Source organism: Crossiella sp. SN42 (assembly GCF_023897065.1).
Lineage (GTDB): Bacteria > Actinomycetota > Actinomycetes > Mycobacteriales > Pseudonocardiaceae > Crossiella.
Genome location: NZ_JAMHIV010000025.1, coordinates 1 through 16,346 on the forward strand (window position 1 = coordinate 1; position 16,346 = coordinate 16,346).

Sequence of the window (16,346 nt, forward strand, 5' to 3'; positions counted from 1 at the left end):
GGGGGACCCCCCGACATCAACGCTACCGCCCGCCCCCGGTAAAACCGCAGCTCAAAGCCCCCAAGATTCGAACTTATCCACAAGTCCCCACTTATCCACAACCCACGACCATCGCGCTTGATGCTGACCCAAAGTCACGGCAACCTGATCCCAGGCGCCCACCCCAACACCCACCACCAGCCCCGACCCCCAGAACCGGAGGTGATCACCAGAGCGTGAGCACACCCATCACCGCGCCCGCGGTCAACCCGAGGAGCACGGCGAACAACAGCAGCACCCAGACCGGCAGTGACGGCGGTGGCAGGCCGATGCCACGGGCCGAGGTGAACCGGTCCGTCGGTCCGGTGTCCTTCCCCAGTGGGAGCACCGGCATCGGCGGGAAGGGGGCTTCGGCCGGAGGCAAGCTCGGGCTGCCCGCTGCCTGGGCGCGCAGGGCGTCAGCGAGCAGCTTCTCCGGATTGTCCGAGGCGGCCACAGCAACACCGTAGTGCGGTGCGGTGCGGCTGAGGGCTCAGGACACCCACTCGCCGCGGTGCAGCACCCGTGCCGGGCGCAGTCCGGCGTCCAGCACGACCAGGTCGGCGGACAGGCCCGCGCTGATCGAGCCGGTCACCTTGGTCAGCCCGAGCAGGCCGGCCGGCCGGGTCGAGCAGGCGGTTGCCGCGTCCGTGACGCTGAGGCCGCACTCCAGGACCAGGTTGCGGAAGGCCGCGTCCATGGTCAGGGTGCTGCCGGCCAGGGAGCCGCCGCCGGCAAGCGTCGGCACGCCGTCGGTCACGGTGACCTCCAGGCCGCCGACGTCGTACACGCCGTCGCCGACACCGGCGGCCGCGATGGCGTCGGTGATCAGGACGGTGCGGCCAAGACCGGCGTGCCGGGCGGCGAGGCGGATCGTGGTCGGGTGCAGGTGCACCAGGTCGCAGATCAGCTCGACGGTGACCCGCTCGTCGTCCAGCAGGGCACCGATCGGGCCTGGCTCGCGGTGGTGCAGCGGGCGCATGCCGTTGAACAGGTGCGTGGCCACGGTCGCTCCGGCGTCCACGGCCGGGCGGACCTGGGCCTCGGTGCCGTCGGTGTGGCCGATGGCGGCGATGACCTCCTGGTCGACGAGCTGGCGGACGGCGTCCACGCCGTTGTCCAGCTCGGGGGCCAGGGTCACCATGCGCACGGCGCCGCGACCGGCGTCCAGCAGGGTCTGCACGTCGGCCTTGGCCGGTGGCCGCAGGATCGCCGGGTCGTGGGCGCCGCAGCGGGCCGCGGACAGGAACGGGCCCTCCAGGTGCACGCCCGCGAGCAGGCCGTCCTGGGTGAGCTCGGCCAGCGCCGCGATCTGCCGGGACATGTCCGGGATCGGCCCGGACACCAGGCTCGCCAACAGGGTGGTCGTGCCGTGCCGCCGGTGGGCGGTGGCGGCCTTGAGCACCCGCTGCTGATCGGGGTTGGAGAAGGACTCACCGCCGCCGCCGTGGCAGTGGATGTCCACGAAACCGGGGACCACCCACCGGCCGGAGACGTCGACGACCTCCTCGGTCGCGCCCTGCCCGTTGGCCGAGCCCGCGCCGACCTCGGTGATCAGTCCGCCCTCGACCCGAACCCAGCCGTCATCGAGCACACCACCGGGAGTGACGACCTTGCCGCCGACGAGTTTCATCAACCCTCCAACAGGTCCATGGCCAGCAGCGCGGCTCCGAGGCAGCCCGCCTCGTCACCCAGCGCCGCCAACCGCAGTTCGGGTCGGCGCTGGAACGAGATGAGCTCGTCCAGCCGGTCGCCAAGGGGGGTGAGCAGCAGCTCTCCCGCCATGGCCAGGCCACCACCCAGGACCACGGCCTGCAACCCGAGCAGGGTGGTCAACAGGATCACGGCCTGAGCCAGTGCCTCGACCGCCTCCGCCCAGACCGCGGCGGCGTCGGGGTCGCCCGCGCGGACCGCGTTGGCGACGTCGACCGCGCCGTGCACGGGGCGGCCGGTGCGTTCGGTGTAGCGGCGGGCCACCGCCGCGGAGGAGGCGCGCAGTTCCAGGCAGCCGTGCTGGCCGCATCCGCACAGCTCGCCGGCGCCAAGGGAGAGGTGGCCGACCTCGCCCGCGTAGCCGCCGCCGGAGTGCAGCCGGCCGCCGAGCACCAGGGCGGCGGCGATGCCGGTGCCGATGGGCATGAACACGGCGTCGGTGAAGCCGCGCGCCGCGCCCAGCCGGGACTCGGCGAGGCCGCCCGCGCGCACGTCGTGGTCGAAGACCACCGGCAGGCCCAGCCGGTCGCTCAGGGCGGCGCGGAACGGGTAGTCGCGCCAGCCGAGGTTGGCCGAGAACACGCCCACCCCGGCTTCGGCGTCCACGATGCCCGGCACCACGACGCCGACTGCCTCGACCGGGCTCGCCGCGGTCGCCGACCAGTTCTTGACCAGCTCGGCGATCAGGCTGACCAGGGCATCCGCGGTCTCCGCGCCGGTGCTGCCGCGCGGCGTGGCGCGCCGCAGCCGGTCCACGACCGCGGGCGCGGCAGGGTCACCCTGGACCAGGGCTGCCTTGATGTCGGTGCCGCCGACGTCGACGGCGACCACGGTTCGCGAGCTGGGCACAGCTCGAATCCTGGGGCATGCAGCGTCTCTGGTCTAGACCTCTGCGTGAAGGACGCAGGGTGGAATGCCACAAATTGCGCGTGAGAACGCTTCCAAGCGCGATTTCGCGTGCCTCAGCGTGACTGTCTGTGACCGGCGGCACGGGGCCGCTGCCGCCCAGTGAAGCGCCGCGAAGGCTGGCGCTGCGGTGGGCGCGGGATGGTGCCGAGCCGCGCGGGCAGGCAGCCGCGCCACCCAGGCAAGTTGGGCTGCGCGAATCGACGCGCGGGGCGACGACCGTGCTGACGAGCGCGCCGTGGCTGGTGCAGCATGCCGCGAGCGCGGCTTGGCCCGGCAGGCGCCAGCGCGCGGCTTTACCCCGGCACACGCCAGCAAGCGCGGCTTCGGCCAGGGCATACGTCAGCGCGGCTTTGCCGTGGCGGCATGTGCCGGTGCCCGTGATTCCGCCCGGCATGCGTCAGCGAACGCGGCATTGCTGTGGCGGCGCGCGCCAGCGCCCATGGTTTCGCCCTGGCGGCAGGTGCCAGCGAGCGCGGCTTCGCCCCGGTGGCAGGTGCCAGCGAGCGTGGCTTCGCCCCGGTGGCAGGCGCCCGCGAGCGAGGCTTCACCCCGCTGGAACGTGCCCGTCCGCGTGGCATTGCCGTGGCGGCACGCGCCCGCGACCGCAGACTTTCCCAGGCGGCACGTGCCAGCGAGCGTGGCTTTGCCCAAGCGGCAAGCGCGGCTTTGCCCGGGACAGCCGCCGAGAGAACGTCCCGGTCAGCCCTGGAGGACCTTCTGCAGCGCGTCCAAGGCGCGGCTGGCGGTGGACTTCACGGTGCCGCGGGAGATGCCGGTGGACTCGGCGATCTCCTGTTCGGACAGGCCGCCGTAGTACCGGAGCACCAGGACCTCGCGTTGGCGGGGTGGGAGTTGGCCCAGGGCGCTGACCACGGCCTGGTGTTCGGCGGTCAGCATGGCCAGGGACTCGGCCGAGCGGGCCGTGGTCAGGTGCGGGGGCTGGTACTCGCGGGCGGTCTTGCGGCGGCGGAGCACCGAGCGGCTGCCGTTGACCACCGCGGTGCGCAGGTAGCCGACGGCGGCCGCGCCGTCGCGCAGGCCGCCCCAGTTGCGGTGCAGGCCGGTGAAGGCCTCCTGCACCACGTCCTCGGCGGTGGCCGGGTCGTCGACCAGCAGGATGGCCAGGCGGACCAGGCGCATCCGGTGTTGGCGGTACAGGTCTTCCAAGGTCAGCGGCGCCTCGGGAGCCTGGACACCACCGGTTTTCGGTGTGGTGCCGTCCAGGGTCCGGAGATGGCTGAAGGTGCGCTCGACCGTCTGTTCGACGTTCGGCGCCTGGCTCCCGGTGGCACGGCTGTCCCCGCGCGGCGCGTCCCAACCCACGCAGAGCAAGGTACTCGCGCTGGTCAAGCCCCGGCGATCTCGGTGCCTGGGATCACCTGGCCGGTGCCGGACCGGTGATCGGCCGCGCGAGTAGGTTCGGCTGTCGTCCCACCGGCCGGTGGGGCTGGGCTTGGCGAGGAGGGGCGCGATGGCGCGGTTCGTGGTGGAGTGGGTCTTCGGGACCAACCGGGACGAGCGGCTGGCGGTGCGGCCCGCGCACCGGGAGTGGGCCGCTGAGCAGGCCAAACAAGGTGTGCTGCTGGCGGGTGGGCCGTGGGCCAACGACACCGGCGCGCAGGTGGTGTTCGAGGCGGCCGACCGGGCGGAGCTGGAGAAGATCATGGCCACTGACCCGTACGCCGACACCAACGTGATCGTCGAGACCCGGATCCGGGAGTGGAACGTGGTCGCCGGCGCGTGGATCGCGGGCTGAGTCCCGGGGCGGGCACGCGCGAGCCCGGCGACCGGGACCGGCCGCCGGGCGCGTGGGTCAGCGGGCGCTGGCCTCGGTGAGGCGCTGGACCTCGTCCTCGGCCAGCTCCAGGGTGGCGGCGGCCAGCAGGTCGGCGAGCTGGTCCAGGTTGCGGGCGCTGGCGATCGGGGCGGCCACCGTGGGCTGGGCGGTCAGCCAGGCCAGGGCGACCGCGGCCACCGAGGTGTGGTGCGCCGCGGCGAGCTCGTCCAGCACCGCGAGCACGCGCAGGCCGCGTTCGTCCAGGTAGGCGCTCGCGCCCGCGGCGCGGGGGCTGTCCACCTCGACACCGGGGCGGTACTTGCCGGTGAGGAAGCCCTTGGCCAGGCCCCAGTACGGCACCGCGGACAGGCCCTCGATCGCCACCAGTGCGGCCAGCTTGCCCTCGTAGCCCTCGCGTTCGACCAGGTTGTAGTGCGGCTGCAGGGCGACGTAGCTCGCCAGGTTCTCCCGCTTGCTGGTCTCCAGCGCCTCGGCCAGCCGGTCCGTGCCGTAGTTCGAGGCCGCCAGGTAGCGGACCTTGCCCGCCTTGACCAGCTCGTCGAAGGCGCCCAGGGTCTCGGCCAGCGGGACCTCGGTGTCGTCGATGTGGGCGTAGTACAGGTCGATGTGGTCGGTGCCCAGCCTGCGCAGCGAGTCCTCCGCGGCGACCTTGATGTTGGCCGCGGACAGGCCCTTGGCGGTGCTCAGCTGGCCGACCTTGGTCGCGATCACCAGGTCGTCGCGGCGGCCGCGTCTGGCCAGCCAGCGGCCGATGATCGTCTCGGACTCGCCGCCGGAGTTGCCCTCGGCCCAGGCCGGGTACACGTCCGCGGTGTCGATGAAGTTGCCGCCCGCGGCCGCGTAGGCGTCCAGCACCGCGAACGACTGCTGCTCGTCCGCGGTCCAACCGAACACGTTGCCACCGAGGCAAAGCGGGAAGACGTCCAGGTCACTCGTGCCGATTCTTGCCACGACTTAACCAAACACCGCGCTAAGCAGGGACATTCCGAGTATTCGGGTGGACTTTTCGATTTGACAGCGCGGCCAGCACCAGGTCCACCGCCTGCGCGGCGAAATCAGCGGGCGGTCGCTCCTGGCGGAGCAGGACCCTGGTCCACACCGCGCCGGCCAGCAGGTCCACCACCAGCTTGGCGTCGGTGTCCGCGGGCAGCTCGCCGCGGGCCACCGCCCGCTCGAACAGCACCAGCTCGCGGTCGAACCGGTCGGCGAAGAACTTGTGCGCCAGCCCGGCCAGCACCGGACGGCCCGCCGCGGCCAGCGCGGCGGTGACCACCGAGGCGCTCGGCTCGGTGGTCAGCAGTCGCAGCACGTGCCTGGTCAGCGCCAGCAGGTCGCCGCGCAGCGAGCCGGTGTCCGGCACCGGCAGCTCCAGCAGGGCCGAGTTCAGCAGCGCCGCGCCGAGCAGCGCGTCCTTGTCCGCCCACCAGCGGTAGATCGTGGTCTTGTGCACGCCGGAGCGGGCGGCCACGCCCTCCACGGTCAGGCCGTCGTACCCGTGCTCGGCCAGCAGCTCCAGCACCGCGGTGAAAATCGCCTCTGCCTGCCGTGGGCCGTCACCGGAGCGGCGTGCCGTGTCCACCATCATGCCGCGAACACTACGCGACGTTGCGTTGCGGGGCAGTCCGGCGTAGCGTGAAACGCAACGCGACGTTGCGTTGCATTGAGCGAGAGGGCGGACATGGCGGGCAGGGAGCCGGGGCGGACGCCGATCGTGCTGGTGCACGGCATCCGGGTCAGCGGAACCATGTGGCAGGGCGTGCGGGCAGAACTCGGTGATCGGCCGGTGTCAGCCCCTGACCTGCCAGGACACGGCAGCCGACGGGGTGAGCGGTTCACCGTGGCCGGGGCGGTGGCCGCGATCACCGACGCCGTGGACGACCTCGGCGGGCAGGCTGTGCTGGTCGGGCACTCGATGGGCAGCTACCTGGCGCTGGCCGCGGCGGCTGAGCATCCCGAGCGGATCAGCGAGCTGGTGCTGGTCGGCGGCACGCTCAAGCTCACCCCCGGCCGGGTGCGGCCCTTCCGCCGGATCGCCGGCCTGCTGGGCAGCCTGCCCGACGGCGGGCTCTGGTTCACCCGGCGGATGGCGCGGCTGATGTTCGGGCGGGCGCAGGGCGAGGCGTTCGCCGCGGGCGGGGTCGCGCACGAGGCGGTGCCGGACGTGCTGGCGGGCCTGCTGAGCCGGGACCCGCTGGCCGACCTGCGTGGCTATCCCGGACCGGTGCGGCTGGTCAACGGCAGGCGGGACCACTTCCGGGCCGAGGAGGCGGAGTTCCTGGCCGCCTGTCAGCGCGGGCGGCTGGCCCTGGTGCCTAAGGCGGGACACCTGCTGCCGCTGACCCATCCCCGCGCGCTGGCCGAGCTGCTCACTCCGGTGGCCAGCGCTTGATGAACTCCAGCAGCTCCTTGCCCTCGGCGGTCAGCTCCTTGCCCTTGCCCTTGCAGTCCGGGCAGACCGGGTGGGTGTTGGCGGTGCGGTGCGCGCGGGTGATCACCGTGTCGCCCTCGCGCAGCTCGATGTACTCCTGGAACGGGATGACCTCGGCGTCGGCGGCCTTGCTGGTGGCCAGCGCCCGCAGCTCCTCCCACTCCTCCTTGAGGTCGGCCAGCTTCTGCGCCACCGGGGCCGAGCGGACGAACTGCTGGGCCCGCCTGCGCAGCCGCAGCTCCTCCACGCTCAGTTCTTCCGCTCCCGGTTCGGTGTTCTTCCCGGTGCCCGAGCACCTGGGGCAGGGCACGTCCCAGCTCATCTCCACCTCCGGCGCACACGGCGCGACACGGGGTCACCACCGGTACCCGGAAGACTACCGAGAGTTGGCCATTCTCAAGATCGACCCACCGGGGGAACTTCCGGCTGAGGACTCCGTGTGACGGACGCCGCTGTGCCGCCTCGTAGGATGGGCCTGCACAAGCGCCCATGAGGAGGACGGTTCGATGCCGATCGCTACCCCCGAGGTCTACGCGGAGATGCTGGACCGGGCCAAGGCGAACGAGTTCGCCTACCCGGCGATCAACGTGACCTCGTCGGAGACCCTCAACGCCGCGCTGCGGGGCTTCGCTGAAGCCGAGAGTGACGGGATCATCCAGGTCTCCACCGGCGGTGCCGAGTTCCTGTCCGGCACCAAGGTCAAGGACATGGTCACCGGCGCCACCGCGCTGGCCGAGTTCGCGCACGTGGTCGCGGCCAAGTACCCGGTGAACATCGCGCTGCACACCGACCACTGCCCCAAGGACAAGCTGGACGGCTTCGTCCGCCCGCTGATCGCGATCTCCGAGGAGCGCGTGGCCAGGGGCGAGAACCCGCTGTTCCAGTCGCACATGTGGGACGGCTCGGCGGTTCCGCTGGAGGAGAACCTGGTCATCGCCAGCGAGCTGCTGGACCGCGCGGCCAAGGCCAAGATCATTCTTGAGATCGAGGTCGGCGTGGTCGGCGGCGAAGAGGACGGCGTCGACAACGAGATCAACGACAAGCTCTACACCACGCCAGAGGACTACCTGGCCACCGTGGAGGCCCTCGGCGTCGGCGAGAAGGGCCGCTACCTGCTGGCCGCGACCTTCGGCAACGTGCACGGCGTGTACAAGCCGGGCAACGTCAAGCTGCGCCCGGAGATCCTCAAGCAGGGCCAGGACGTGGTCTCGGAGAAGCTCGGCCTCGCGGCCGGTTCCAAGCCCTTCGACCTGGTCTTCCACGGCGGCTCCGGCTCGCTGCTGGAGGAGATCCACCAGGCGGTGTCCTTCGGTGTGATCAAGATGAACATCGACACCGACACCCAGTACGCCTTCACCCGCCCGATCGCCGCGCACATGTTCAGCAACTACGACGGTGTGCTCAAGATCGACGGCGAGGTCGGCAACAAGAAGGTCTACGACCCGCGCAGCTACCTCAAGGCCGCTGAGCAGGGCATGGCCGCGCGCATCGCGCACGCCTGCGAGAACCTGAAGTCCGCCGGCCGCATGATCGCGGGCTGAGCGCGATGACCCAGTTCGGCAACCTGTTCGGCGGACCCCCGGACACCCTGCTGCCCGAGCGGCCCGAACCGCAGTCCCTCTTGGACAGCGGCAAGGACCCGTCCGAGGTGGCGCGGGAGTACCCGGACTTCAGCGCGGCCTGGGCGGCGCTGGCCGAGCGGGCGCTGGCCGCCGGTGACCCGGTCACCGCCTACGCCTACGCCCGCACCGGCTACCACCGCGGTCTCGACCAGCTCCGCCGCGCGGGCTGGAAGGGCCACGGCCCGGTGCCCTGGTCGCACGCGCCCAACCAGGGCTTCCTGCGAGCGCTGTCCGCGCTGGCCAAGGCCGCGGGCGAGATCGGCGAGACCGAGGAGTACGAGCGCTGCTCAAGCTTCCTCGCCGACTCCGACCCGGCCGCGCCGGCAGCGACCGGCCTGGCCTGACCACGACAACGGAGCGGACGTGCCCGGCAACGACTACGAGTTCCACACGCACTGGTCGGTGCCGGGCACGGTCGCCGAGGTGGCCGACGTCCTGTTCGACCCGACCGACCTGCCCCGCTGGTGGCCCTCGGTCTACATCGACGTGCGCAAGGGGGCCGAGGGCGACGAGCGCGGCATCGGCGCCGCCTTCGACCTCTACACCACCGGCTGGCTGCCCTACACGCTGCGCTGGCGGATGCGGGTGGACAGCCACGACCAGCCGCACACCTCCTCCTTCAGCGCCGTCGGCGACCTGATCGGCGGCGGGGAATGGCGGCTGAGCCAGCACGGCGACCGGGTCAGCGTGGACTTCCAGTGGCGGGTCCGCGCGGACAAGCCGCTGCTGCGCCTGGCCTCCCCGCTGCTCAAGCCGGTGTTCTCGGCCAACCACAACTGGGCCATGGCCAAGGGCCTGCGCAGCCTGGAGCTGGAACTGGCCCGCCGCCGCGCCACCACCGACGCCGAGCGGGCCGCGGTCAGCGCCCCGCCCGGCCGCTCGGCCAGTGGCCCGGTGCTGGCCGGACTCGCCGCGCTCCTGGTGCTCGCGCTGCGGCGCAGGAGGCAGACTTAGCCGCGTGCACCGGGTACGCGAGGAGCTGAGCCGACGACTGCGGCGGTTGCGGCGAACCGCGTTGCCGATCCTGCACAGCGCGCTCAGCGCAGGCATCGCCTGGCTGATCGCCGCCGACCTGATCGGGCACGCCCGGCCGTTCTTCGCCCCGATCGCCGCGGTGATCTGCCTCGGCGTCTCCCTCGGCCAGCGACTGCGCCGGGTGGCCGAGCTGGTCGCCGGGGTGAGCATCGGCATCGGCGTGGGCGACCTGCTGATCCTGCAGATCGGCTCGGGCACCTGGCAGATCATGCTGGTGGTGGCGCTGGCGCTGACCTCGGCGGTGCTGCTGGACAGCGGCACGGTGATCGCCATGCAGGCCGGGTCCTCCGCGGTGCTGGTGGCCACCCTGCTGCCACCCGGTGACTCCGGCGGCCTGGACCGGATGGTCGACGCGCTGGTCGGCGGCCTGGTCGGGCTCGCGGTGGCCGCGCTGCTGCCGGCCAACCCGCTGACCGTGGCGCACCGGCAGGGCAAGGTGCTGCTGGGTGAGCTGACCGCCGCGCTGCGCGGCGTGGCCGACGCGGTGACCAGCCGGGACCCGGTCAAGGCGGCCGCGGTGCTGAGCCGGGCGCGCAAGACCACCAAGGCGTTCGAGGACTTCCGCACCGCGCTGGACACCGGCACCGAGATCGCCCGGATCGCGCCGATCCGCTGGCGCAGACGGGCCGACCTGGAGAGCTACCTGGCCGCCGCGGTGCCGCTGGACCACGCCATGCGCAACACCAGGGTGCTGGCCCGCCGTGCGCTGGCCGCGCTGCGGGACGAGGAACCGGCGCCGCTCGCCCTGGCCGCGGTGCTGACCAAGCTCGCCGACGCGGTGGAGCTGCTGCAGGCCGAGCTCGCCGAGGGAGAAGAGCCCCTCACCGCCCGCCAGCTGGCCCAGGAAGCCGCGAAACAGGCCAGCACGGCCCTGGCAGGTGAGGGCGGGTTCTCGGTGCGCGTGGTGGTCGCTCAGCTGCGGTCCATCGCGGTGGACCTGCTCCAGGCCACCGGGGTCAGCCGGGACGACGCGATCGCCGCGCTGCCGCCGCTCTAACCGTTCGGGCGATCCAAGACCGCCGCCAGGGTGCGGTGCAGCGGCTCGTGGTCCTTGGCGTCGTGCAGGTGCGTGCTGCCGCCGGTGAGCCGGTACCACTCCTCCGCGCCCTCGTAGGTGACCAGCGTGGTCACCTCGCCCGCCGGATCGCAGCGGGTCAGCAGCTCGAGATCACCGGTGATCACGCCGACGTCGTCGGTCATCACGCCGCCGGGACCAGCCTTGAACAGGGTCCGCAGTTCCTCCACGACTCACCCTCCCTGGGGTCGCTCCTCGCGGCAACGTAGCGCCAACCACCGAAGTCGGCCATCCGCGAGGAGCGGGGTACCCAGGGCATCCGGGGTGAATCAGCAGCGGTTGAGCATGTCGCTGAGCGCGCCCTTCTCCGGCGCGGAGACGTTGAGGCCCCACGCGTGCTTGGCGCCGATCCACATCCGGGCGTAGGTGCAGTGGTAGGAGCCCAGCGGCGGCTTCCACAGGTCGGGGGTCTTGTCGCCCTTGGCCTGGTTGACGTTGTCGGTGACCGCGATCAGCTGCGAGTTCGTCAGGTCGTTGGCGAAGCGCTGACGTTTGTCCGTGCTCCAGCTCGCCGCGCCGGAACGCCAGGCCGCGGCCAGCGGCACGATGTGGTCGATGTCCACGTCGGCGGCCGCGGTCCAGGTCGCGCCGTCGTAGGGGCTGTGCCAGGAGCCCGAGGTGGCCGCGCAGCTGGCGTTGACCTGCACGTTGGTGCCGTCTCGCTTGAGCACCGTCTCCCGCGTGTTGCAGGCGCCGGAGATGGTGATCCAGTGCGGGAACTTCTCTCGCGAGTAACCGGTCATCGGACCCGGCGCGGCCACGGTCAGGCCGTTGAGCTGGGTACGGGCGGCGGTCGCGCTGGGGATGTTCGGCGGTGCCGCGCTGGCCGGGCTGGTCAGACCGACCGAGACAGCGGCGGTGATCAGCAGGGTGGTGAGCAGGGCCCGGATCTTGCGTGCGCCGTTCACGCCAACCTCCAGTGGTGGGGGTGATCACGTCTACGACATGACCGTCACCCACCGGAGTGACGAGCGCAACACGACAAGGTGACCTCTGGATGGCTCCCCGCCGTCCGCCGGATGTCAGCCGGATCGGACCAACCGCAGGTCAGCGGTATGGCGGTACCAGGTCCACTTCTCCATCAGGCGAGCGTGCGGAACACCGTCTCGGAGTACCGTGGCGGGCTCGCAGGCCAGCTGCAACGCGCGACCGGGCTGCACGATCGTGCGTCGCCCGAACAGGCCCCGCCGCCGCACCCGCACCACCAGGCCCTCGCCACCTGCCGGATCCGGGCTCACCTCCAGCCGGGTGGCCGCGCCCTTGAGCACGTGCGTGTCGTCGCAGTAGGCCGAGCCCTTCACCGGACTGATCAGCCCGTGCCCGAGCAGCACCCCGCCGACGTCGTCGCGCAGCAGCGGCACCCCCACCGGGCCGTCGCCGCGCGCGACCCGCAACGCCGCGCCCAACTCGGTCGGCAAACCCCACAACCGGGCAATCCGACTGGCCGGATCGGCCGGCAGGTAACCCAGCGTGATCTCACCGAGCCGGTCCTTGCGCAGGATCCGCAGCACCACCGAGGCGAGATCCGCGTCACTCCCGTGCACGAGCAGCCGAGCCTCGTCCAGCTCCGCCAACTCGGCCAGCAGGGGATCTACCACGTCTTTTGCCGGTAGCGCCGGTCCCGAACGGAGTGAAATGCCCTCACGTTCGGTCAACGACTGCAACTCTGCGTCGACGTGTGTGTTTCCGCAGGACAGGGCTAGTAAGTGCACGATCCGCTCCTGGTTTACCCTCAACCACCGGCATCAGCCTGTCAGAAGCCGGACCTCGGGGAGATCTCAATGCCTGCCATCGTCCTGATCGGCGCCCAGTGGGGCGATGAAGGCAAGGGCAAGGCCACCGACCTGCTCGGTGAGCGCGTCCAGTGGGTTGTCCGATACCAGGGCGGCAACAACGCGGGTCACACCGTGGTGCTGCCCGACGGCCAGGACTTCGCCCTGCACCTCATCCCCTCGGGCATCCTCACGCCCGGCGTCACCAACGTCATCGGCAACGGTGTCGTGGTCGACCCCGGTGTGCTGCTCGAGGAGCTCTCCGGCCTGGAGGACCGCAAGGTCGACACCTCCCGGCTGCTGATCTCCGCGGACGCGCACCTGATCATGCCGTACCACGTGGCTATCGACCGGGTCACCGAGCGCTACCTGGGCAAGGCCAAGATCGGCACCACCGGTCGCGGCATCGGCCCGGCCTACCAGGACAAGCTGGCCCGCGTCGGCGTCCGGGTGCAGGACCTGCTGGATGAGAAGATCCTCCGGCAGAAGGTCGAGGCCGCGCTGGACTTCAAGAACCAGGTGCTGGTCAAGGTCTACAACCGCCGCGGCCTGGACGCCAACCAGGTGGTGGACAGCGTGCTGGAGCACGGCGCCAAGTTCGCGCACCGGATCGCCGACACCCGGCTGCTGCTCAACCAGGCGCTGGAACGCGGCGAGACCGTGCTGCTGGAGGGCTCGCAGGGCACCCTGCTCGACGTCGACCACGGCACCTACCCGTTCGTCACCTCCTCGAACCCGACCTCCGGCGGCGCCGCGGTCGGCTCGGGCATCGGCCCCACCCGGATCACCACGGTGATCGGCATCCTGAAGGCCTACACCACCCGCGTGGGCTCCGGTCCGTTCCCGACCGAGCTGCACGACGAGATGGGCGAGCGGCTGCGCAAGACCGGCGGCGAGTTCGGCGTGACCACCGGCCGCTCCCGCCGCACCGGCTGGTTCGACGCGGTGATCGCCCGCTACGCCGCGCGGGTCAACGGCATCACCGACTACTTCCTGACCAAGCTGGACGTGCTCTCCGGGCACGACACCATCCCGGTCTGCGTGGCCTACGAGGTCGACGGCCAGCGGGTGGACGAGATGCCGATGACGCAGACCGACGTGCACCACGCCAAGCCGGTCTACGAGGAGCTGCCCGGCTGGTTCGAGGACATCAGCCACTGCCGCAGCTTCGAGGAGCTGCCCGCCAACGCACGGTCCTATGTGGAGCGTCTGGAAGAGCTCTCCGGCGCGCGCATGTCGGCCATCGGCGTCGGCCCCGGCCGCGACCAGACCATCGTGCGGCACGAGATGACGCCCTGAGACAAGGCCGTCCCGGACACTGAGAGCCTGGCCGCCCCGCCGTTGACACGATCACGGCCGGGCGGCCAGGCTCTTGTCATGACCCAGCGCACGGAGCTCGTCGCGCGGCTGCACGTCGATCTGCGACGGCACGCCAGCGCCCTCTGTCGCACGCGCTGATCCTCCTCGGTCTGCCCCCTTTTCTCCCCGTGTCCGGGAGCTCTCATGTCTGTGTCCACTGTGGACAAACGACGTCCTGGGCGGTGGGTCAGTCCGGTCGGCCTGGTGCTGCTGTGGCAGCTGGCCAGCAGCACCGGTCTGCTGCCGCCGGATAAGCTCGCCGCCCCGCTGACCGTGCTGGCCTCCGCCGCCGACCTGGTGCTCAGCGGTGAGCTGCTGACCGCCTTCGCGGTGTCCCTGCAACGGGTCCTGCTCGGCTTCGCGATCGGGCTGGCCGCCGGGCTGGGCCTCGGCCTGCTCGCCGGGCTGTACCGGTGGGGTGACGCGCTGCTGGACCCGCCGGTGCAGATGCTGCGCACGCTGCCCTTCCTCGGGCTGATCCCGTTGCTGATCCTGTGGTTCGGCATCGGCGAGGCGCCCAAGATCGCGCTGGTCGCGCTCGGCGTGACCTTCCCGATCTACCTCAACACGCACGCCGGCATCCGCGGCGTGGACCGGCGGCTGCTCGAGGCCACCACGGTGCTCGGCTACACCCGGCGGGAGCGGATCCAGCACGTGGTGCTGCCCTCGGCCCTGCCGCAGACCATGGTCGGGCTGCGCCAGGGGCTGAGCGTGGCCTGGCTGTCGCTGGTGATCGGCGAGCAGGTCAACGCGGACGCCGGACTCGGCTACCTGATCAACAACGCCAGGGAGTTCCTGCGCACCGACGTGATCGTGGTCGGCCTGCTGGTCTACGCGCTGCTGGGCCTGGGCACCGACGCGCTGGTGCGGGCACTGGAGAGGAGGGCACTGGCATGGCGGCAGAGCGTGAGCACGGTGCACTGAGGGTCCGGCGGCTGCGCAAGGTCTTCGGCGAGCGGACGGTGCTGGACGAGGTGGACCTGGACCTCGCGCCGGGGGAGTTCGTCGGCCTGTTGGGGCGCAGCGGTTCCGGCAAGTCGACCCTGCTGCGGGTGCTGGCCGGGCTGGACACCGGCTACACCGGCGAGGTGCGCACGCCGGGCACGGTCTCGGTGGCCTTCCAGGAGCCAAGACTGCTGCCCTGGCGCAAGGTCGGCCAGAACGTCGCGCTGGGACTGCGTCGCCCGGACGCGGCCGAAGCGGCCGCGCGGGCACTCGGCGAGGTGGGGCTGTCCGGGCACGCCGATGCCTGGCCGCTGACCCTCTCCGGCGGTGAGGCGCAACGGGTCTCGCTGGCCCGCGCGCTGGTCCGGGAGCCGGAGCTGCTGTTGCTGGACGAGCCGTTCGGCGCGCTGGACGCGCTGACCCGGCTGACCATGCACCGCCTGGTGCGCGAGCTGTGGCTGGCGCACCGGCCCTCGGTGCTGCTGGTCACCCACGACATCGACGAGGCGCTGCGCCTGGCCGACCGGATCCTGGTGCTCGCCGACGGTCCCAAATTGATTGAACACAGTGCCGCCGAGCACCGGACCGAGGGCGCGGACCTCGCACACCTGCGCGAGCTGGTGCTCGCCGACCTGGGAGTGATCGATCATGAACCGGCGCTTTGACTTGCGCGTAGCGGTGTTCGCCGCGGCCCTGCTGCTCTCCGGCTGCGCGCCCAGCGCGGCCGACACCGGCGAGCTGGTGCTCAAGGTCGGCGACCAGAAGGGCAACGCGCAGTCCCTGCTCAGTTCGGCCGGGCTGCTCAAGGACCTGCCCTACCGGATCGAGTGGTCCACCTTCACCAGCGGCCCGCCACTGCTGGAGGCGGCCTCGGCCGGCGCCATCGACCTGGGCGGGGTGGGCAACACGCCGCCGATCTTCGCCGCCGCGGCGAAGGCGAAGATCACCGTGGTGGCCGCGGCCAAGGGCGATGCCAGCAGCGACGCCATCCTGGTGCCCGAGGGTTCACCGCTGACCGGGGCGAACGCCTTGCGCGGCAAGCAGATCGCGGTGGCCAAGGGCAGCTCGGCACACGGCTCGCTGCTGCTGGTGTTGCAACGGGCCGGGCTGTCGATCACCGACGTCAAGCCGGTGTTCCTGGCCCCGGCCGAGGCGTTCGCCGCCTTCACCCAGAAACGGGTGGACGCCTGGGCGATCTGGGACCCCTACACCTCGCAGGCGTTGCTGGAGGCCGGGGCGCGGGTGCTGGTGGACGGCGCGGACGTGGCCAATGGCTACAGCTTCCAGGTCGCCAGCCGCGCCGCACTCGACGGCCGCAAGTCCGGCGCGATCAAGGACTACCTGTCCCGGCTGGCCAAGGCCCAGCGCTGGTCGGACAGCCACCGCGCGGACCGGGCCAAGGCCTGGGCGGCGGAAACCGGGCTGTCCCTGCCGGTCGCGGAGGCCGCGGTGGCCAGGGGTGTTGACCTCTACCAGCCGCTCACCCCGGAGGTGGTGGCCTCCGAACAGCAGCTCGCGGACGCCTTCACCGCGGCGAAGGTGTTGCCGGGCAAGGTGAACTTCGCCGAGTTCGTGGACAACCGGTTCGACGCCGACATCCAAGCCACTCTCCGCTGAGAAGAACAGCGCCGCCGCCCGGCCTGGTGAACCGGGCGGCGGCGCTGTTCCGCGC

21 protein-coding genes are annotated in these 16,346 nt (G+C 71.7%); 11 read left to right on the forward strand and 10 right to left on the reverse strand.

Annotated features, from left to right (window positions below; translation table 11 throughout):
* Positions 1–205 precede the first annotated feature (205 nt).
* The 4 genes from M8C13_RS27955 to M8C13_RS27970 all read right to left on the reverse strand — a co-directional run bounded on the left by M8C13_RS27955 (position 206) and on the right by M8C13_RS27970 (position 3,963).
* A complete protein-coding gene (locus tag M8C13_RS27955) occupies positions 206–475 on the reverse strand; it encodes a hypothetical protein (RefSeq protein ID WP_252483701.1) in 270 nt (89 codons plus the stop codon).
* 36 nt (positions 476–511) lie between these two features.
* A complete protein-coding gene (gene nagA / locus M8C13_RS27960; protein WP_252483702.1) occupies positions 512–1,651 on the reverse strand; it encodes an N-acetylglucosamine-6-phosphate deacetylase in 1,140 nt (379 codons plus the stop codon).
* Positions 1,651–2,580 (reverse strand): ROK family protein, encoded by a 930-nt coding sequence (locus M8C13_RS27965; RefSeq protein ID WP_252483703.1) that lies wholly within the window; start codon positions 2,578–2,580, stop codon positions 1,651–1,653. Before M8C13_RS27965 ends, nagA begins: the two co-directional genes overlap by 1 nt.
* A gap of 759 nt (positions 2,581–3,339) precedes the next feature.
* Entirely contained in the window at positions 3,340–3,963 is a 624-nt protein-coding gene (locus M8C13_RS27970; RefSeq protein ID WP_252483704.1) for an RNA polymerase sigma factor, read from the reverse strand.
* 148 nt (positions 3,964–4,111) lie between these two features.
* Here M8C13_RS27970 and M8C13_RS27975 point away from each other — a divergent pair, with 148 nt between their 5' ends.
* Positions 4,112–4,396, forward strand: coding sequence for a YciI family protein (locus tag M8C13_RS27975; RefSeq protein ID WP_252483705.1), 285 nt, complete (start codon positions 4,112–4,114; stop codon positions 4,394–4,396).
* A 57-nt stretch (positions 4,397–4,453) separates the two neighbouring features.
* Here M8C13_RS27975 and M8C13_RS27980 read toward each other — a convergent pair whose 3' ends face one another.
* Together M8C13_RS27980 and M8C13_RS27985 are read right to left on the reverse strand one after the other, a co-directional pair.
* Positions 4,454–5,389 carry an aldo/keto reductase gene (locus M8C13_RS27980; protein ID WP_252483706.1) on the reverse strand — a complete coding sequence of 312 codons (936 nt, stop codon included), beginning with the start codon at positions 5,387–5,389 and terminating at the stop codon, positions 4,454–4,456.
* A 19-nt stretch (positions 5,390–5,408) separates the two neighbouring features.
* Positions 5,409–6,023, reverse strand: a complete 615-nt coding sequence (locus M8C13_RS27985; protein WP_252483707.1) for a TetR/AcrR family transcriptional regulator — start codon at positions 6,021–6,023, stop codon at positions 5,409–5,411.
* A 93-nt stretch (positions 6,024–6,116) separates the two neighbouring features.
* Between M8C13_RS27985 and M8C13_RS27990 the strand changes: the two genes are divergently transcribed.
* Positions 6,117–6,827, forward strand: coding sequence for an alpha/beta fold hydrolase (locus M8C13_RS27990; protein ID WP_252483708.1), 711 nt, complete (start codon positions 6,117–6,119; stop codon positions 6,825–6,827).
* Here the strand turns inward: M8C13_RS27990 and M8C13_RS27995 are convergent.
* Positions 6,805–7,188, reverse strand: coding sequence for a hypothetical protein (locus M8C13_RS27995; RefSeq protein WP_252483709.1), 384 nt, complete (start codon positions 7,186–7,188; stop codon positions 6,805–6,807). The genes M8C13_RS27990 and M8C13_RS27995 overlap by 23 nt on opposite strands.
* Positions 7,189–7,372: 184 nt before the next feature.
* Between M8C13_RS27995 and fbaA the strand changes: the two genes are divergently transcribed.
* Genes fbaA through M8C13_RS28015 form a run of 4 tightly spaced genes read left to right on the forward strand, consistent with a single transcriptional unit; the run spans position 7,373 to position 10,520 of the window.
* Positions 7,373–8,407 (forward strand): class II fructose-bisphosphate aldolase, encoded by a 1,035-nt coding sequence (gene fbaA / locus M8C13_RS28000; protein ID WP_252483710.1) that lies wholly within the window; start codon positions 7,373–7,375, stop codon positions 8,405–8,407.
* Between the two features lie 5 nt (positions 8,408–8,412).
* The gene (locus tag M8C13_RS28005; RefSeq protein ID WP_252483711.1) at positions 8,413–8,832 is read left to right on the forward strand and encodes a DUF3151 domain-containing protein; all 420 of its coding nucleotides are present in this window, start codon (positions 8,413–8,415) and stop codon (positions 8,830–8,832) included.
* A gap of 19 nt (positions 8,833–8,851) precedes the next feature.
* Positions 8,852–9,442, forward strand: coding sequence for an SRPBCC family protein (locus M8C13_RS28010; protein ID WP_252483712.1), 591 nt, complete (start codon positions 8,852–8,854; stop codon positions 9,440–9,442).
* 4 nt (positions 9,443–9,446) lie between these two features.
* A complete protein-coding gene (locus M8C13_RS28015) occupies positions 9,447–10,520 on the forward strand; it encodes an aromatic acid exporter family protein (RefSeq protein WP_252483713.1) in 1,074 nt (357 codons plus the stop codon).
* Here M8C13_RS28015 and M8C13_RS28020 read toward each other — a convergent pair.
* From M8C13_RS28020 to M8C13_RS28030, 3 genes are all read right to left on the reverse strand, one after another.
* Positions 10,517–10,768 (reverse strand): hypothetical protein, encoded by a 252-nt coding sequence (locus M8C13_RS28020; protein ID WP_252483714.1) that lies wholly within the window; start codon positions 10,766–10,768, stop codon positions 10,517–10,519. The two genes, M8C13_RS28015 and M8C13_RS28020, sit on opposite strands and share 4 nt — an antisense overlap.
* Positions 10,769–10,867: 99 nt before the next feature.
* Positions 10,868–11,506, reverse strand: a complete 639-nt coding sequence (locus M8C13_RS28025; RefSeq protein ID WP_252483715.1) for a DUF1524 domain-containing protein — start codon at positions 11,504–11,506, stop codon at positions 10,868–10,870.
* 114 nt (positions 11,507–11,620) lie between these two features.
* Positions 11,621–12,196 (reverse strand): hypothetical protein, encoded by a 576-nt coding sequence (locus M8C13_RS28030; protein WP_252483716.1) that lies wholly within the window; start codon positions 12,194–12,196, stop codon positions 11,621–11,623.
* A 183-nt stretch (positions 12,197–12,379) separates the two neighbouring features.
* On the opposite strand from M8C13_RS28030, the gene M8C13_RS28035 reads away from it, so the two are divergent.
* From M8C13_RS28035 to M8C13_RS28050, 5 genes are all read left to right on the forward strand, one after another.
* Positions 12,380–13,669, forward strand: coding sequence for an adenylosuccinate synthase (locus M8C13_RS28035; protein ID WP_252483717.1), 1,290 nt, complete (start codon positions 12,380–12,382; stop codon positions 13,667–13,669).
* A 78-nt stretch (positions 13,670–13,747) separates the two neighbouring features.
* Positions 13,748–13,828: a putative leader peptide gene (locus tag M8C13_RS45835; RefSeq protein WP_374213188.1), complete on the forward strand. Its 81-nt coding sequence runs from the start codon at positions 13,748–13,750 to the stop codon at positions 13,826–13,828.
* A gap of 45 nt (positions 13,829–13,873) precedes the next feature.
* The gene (locus tag M8C13_RS28040) at positions 13,874–14,653 is read left to right on the forward strand and encodes an ABC transporter permease (RefSeq protein ID WP_252483718.1); all 780 of its coding nucleotides are present in this window, start codon (positions 13,874–13,876) and stop codon (positions 14,651–14,653) included.
* Complete coding sequence (locus M8C13_RS28045; protein WP_252483719.1) at positions 14,623–15,339, forward strand: ABC transporter ATP-binding protein; 717 nt, start codon at positions 14,623–14,625, stop codon at positions 15,337–15,339. The genes M8C13_RS28040 and M8C13_RS28045 overlap by 31 nt, the downstream gene beginning before the upstream one ends.
* Positions 15,323–16,291: an ABC transporter substrate-binding protein gene (locus tag M8C13_RS28050; RefSeq protein ID WP_252483720.1), complete on the forward strand. Its 969-nt coding sequence runs from the start codon at positions 15,323–15,325 to the stop codon at positions 16,289–16,291. Before M8C13_RS28045 ends, M8C13_RS28050 begins: the two co-directional genes overlap by 17 nt.
* The last annotated feature ends 55 nt before the right edge of the window (positions 16,292–16,346 follow it).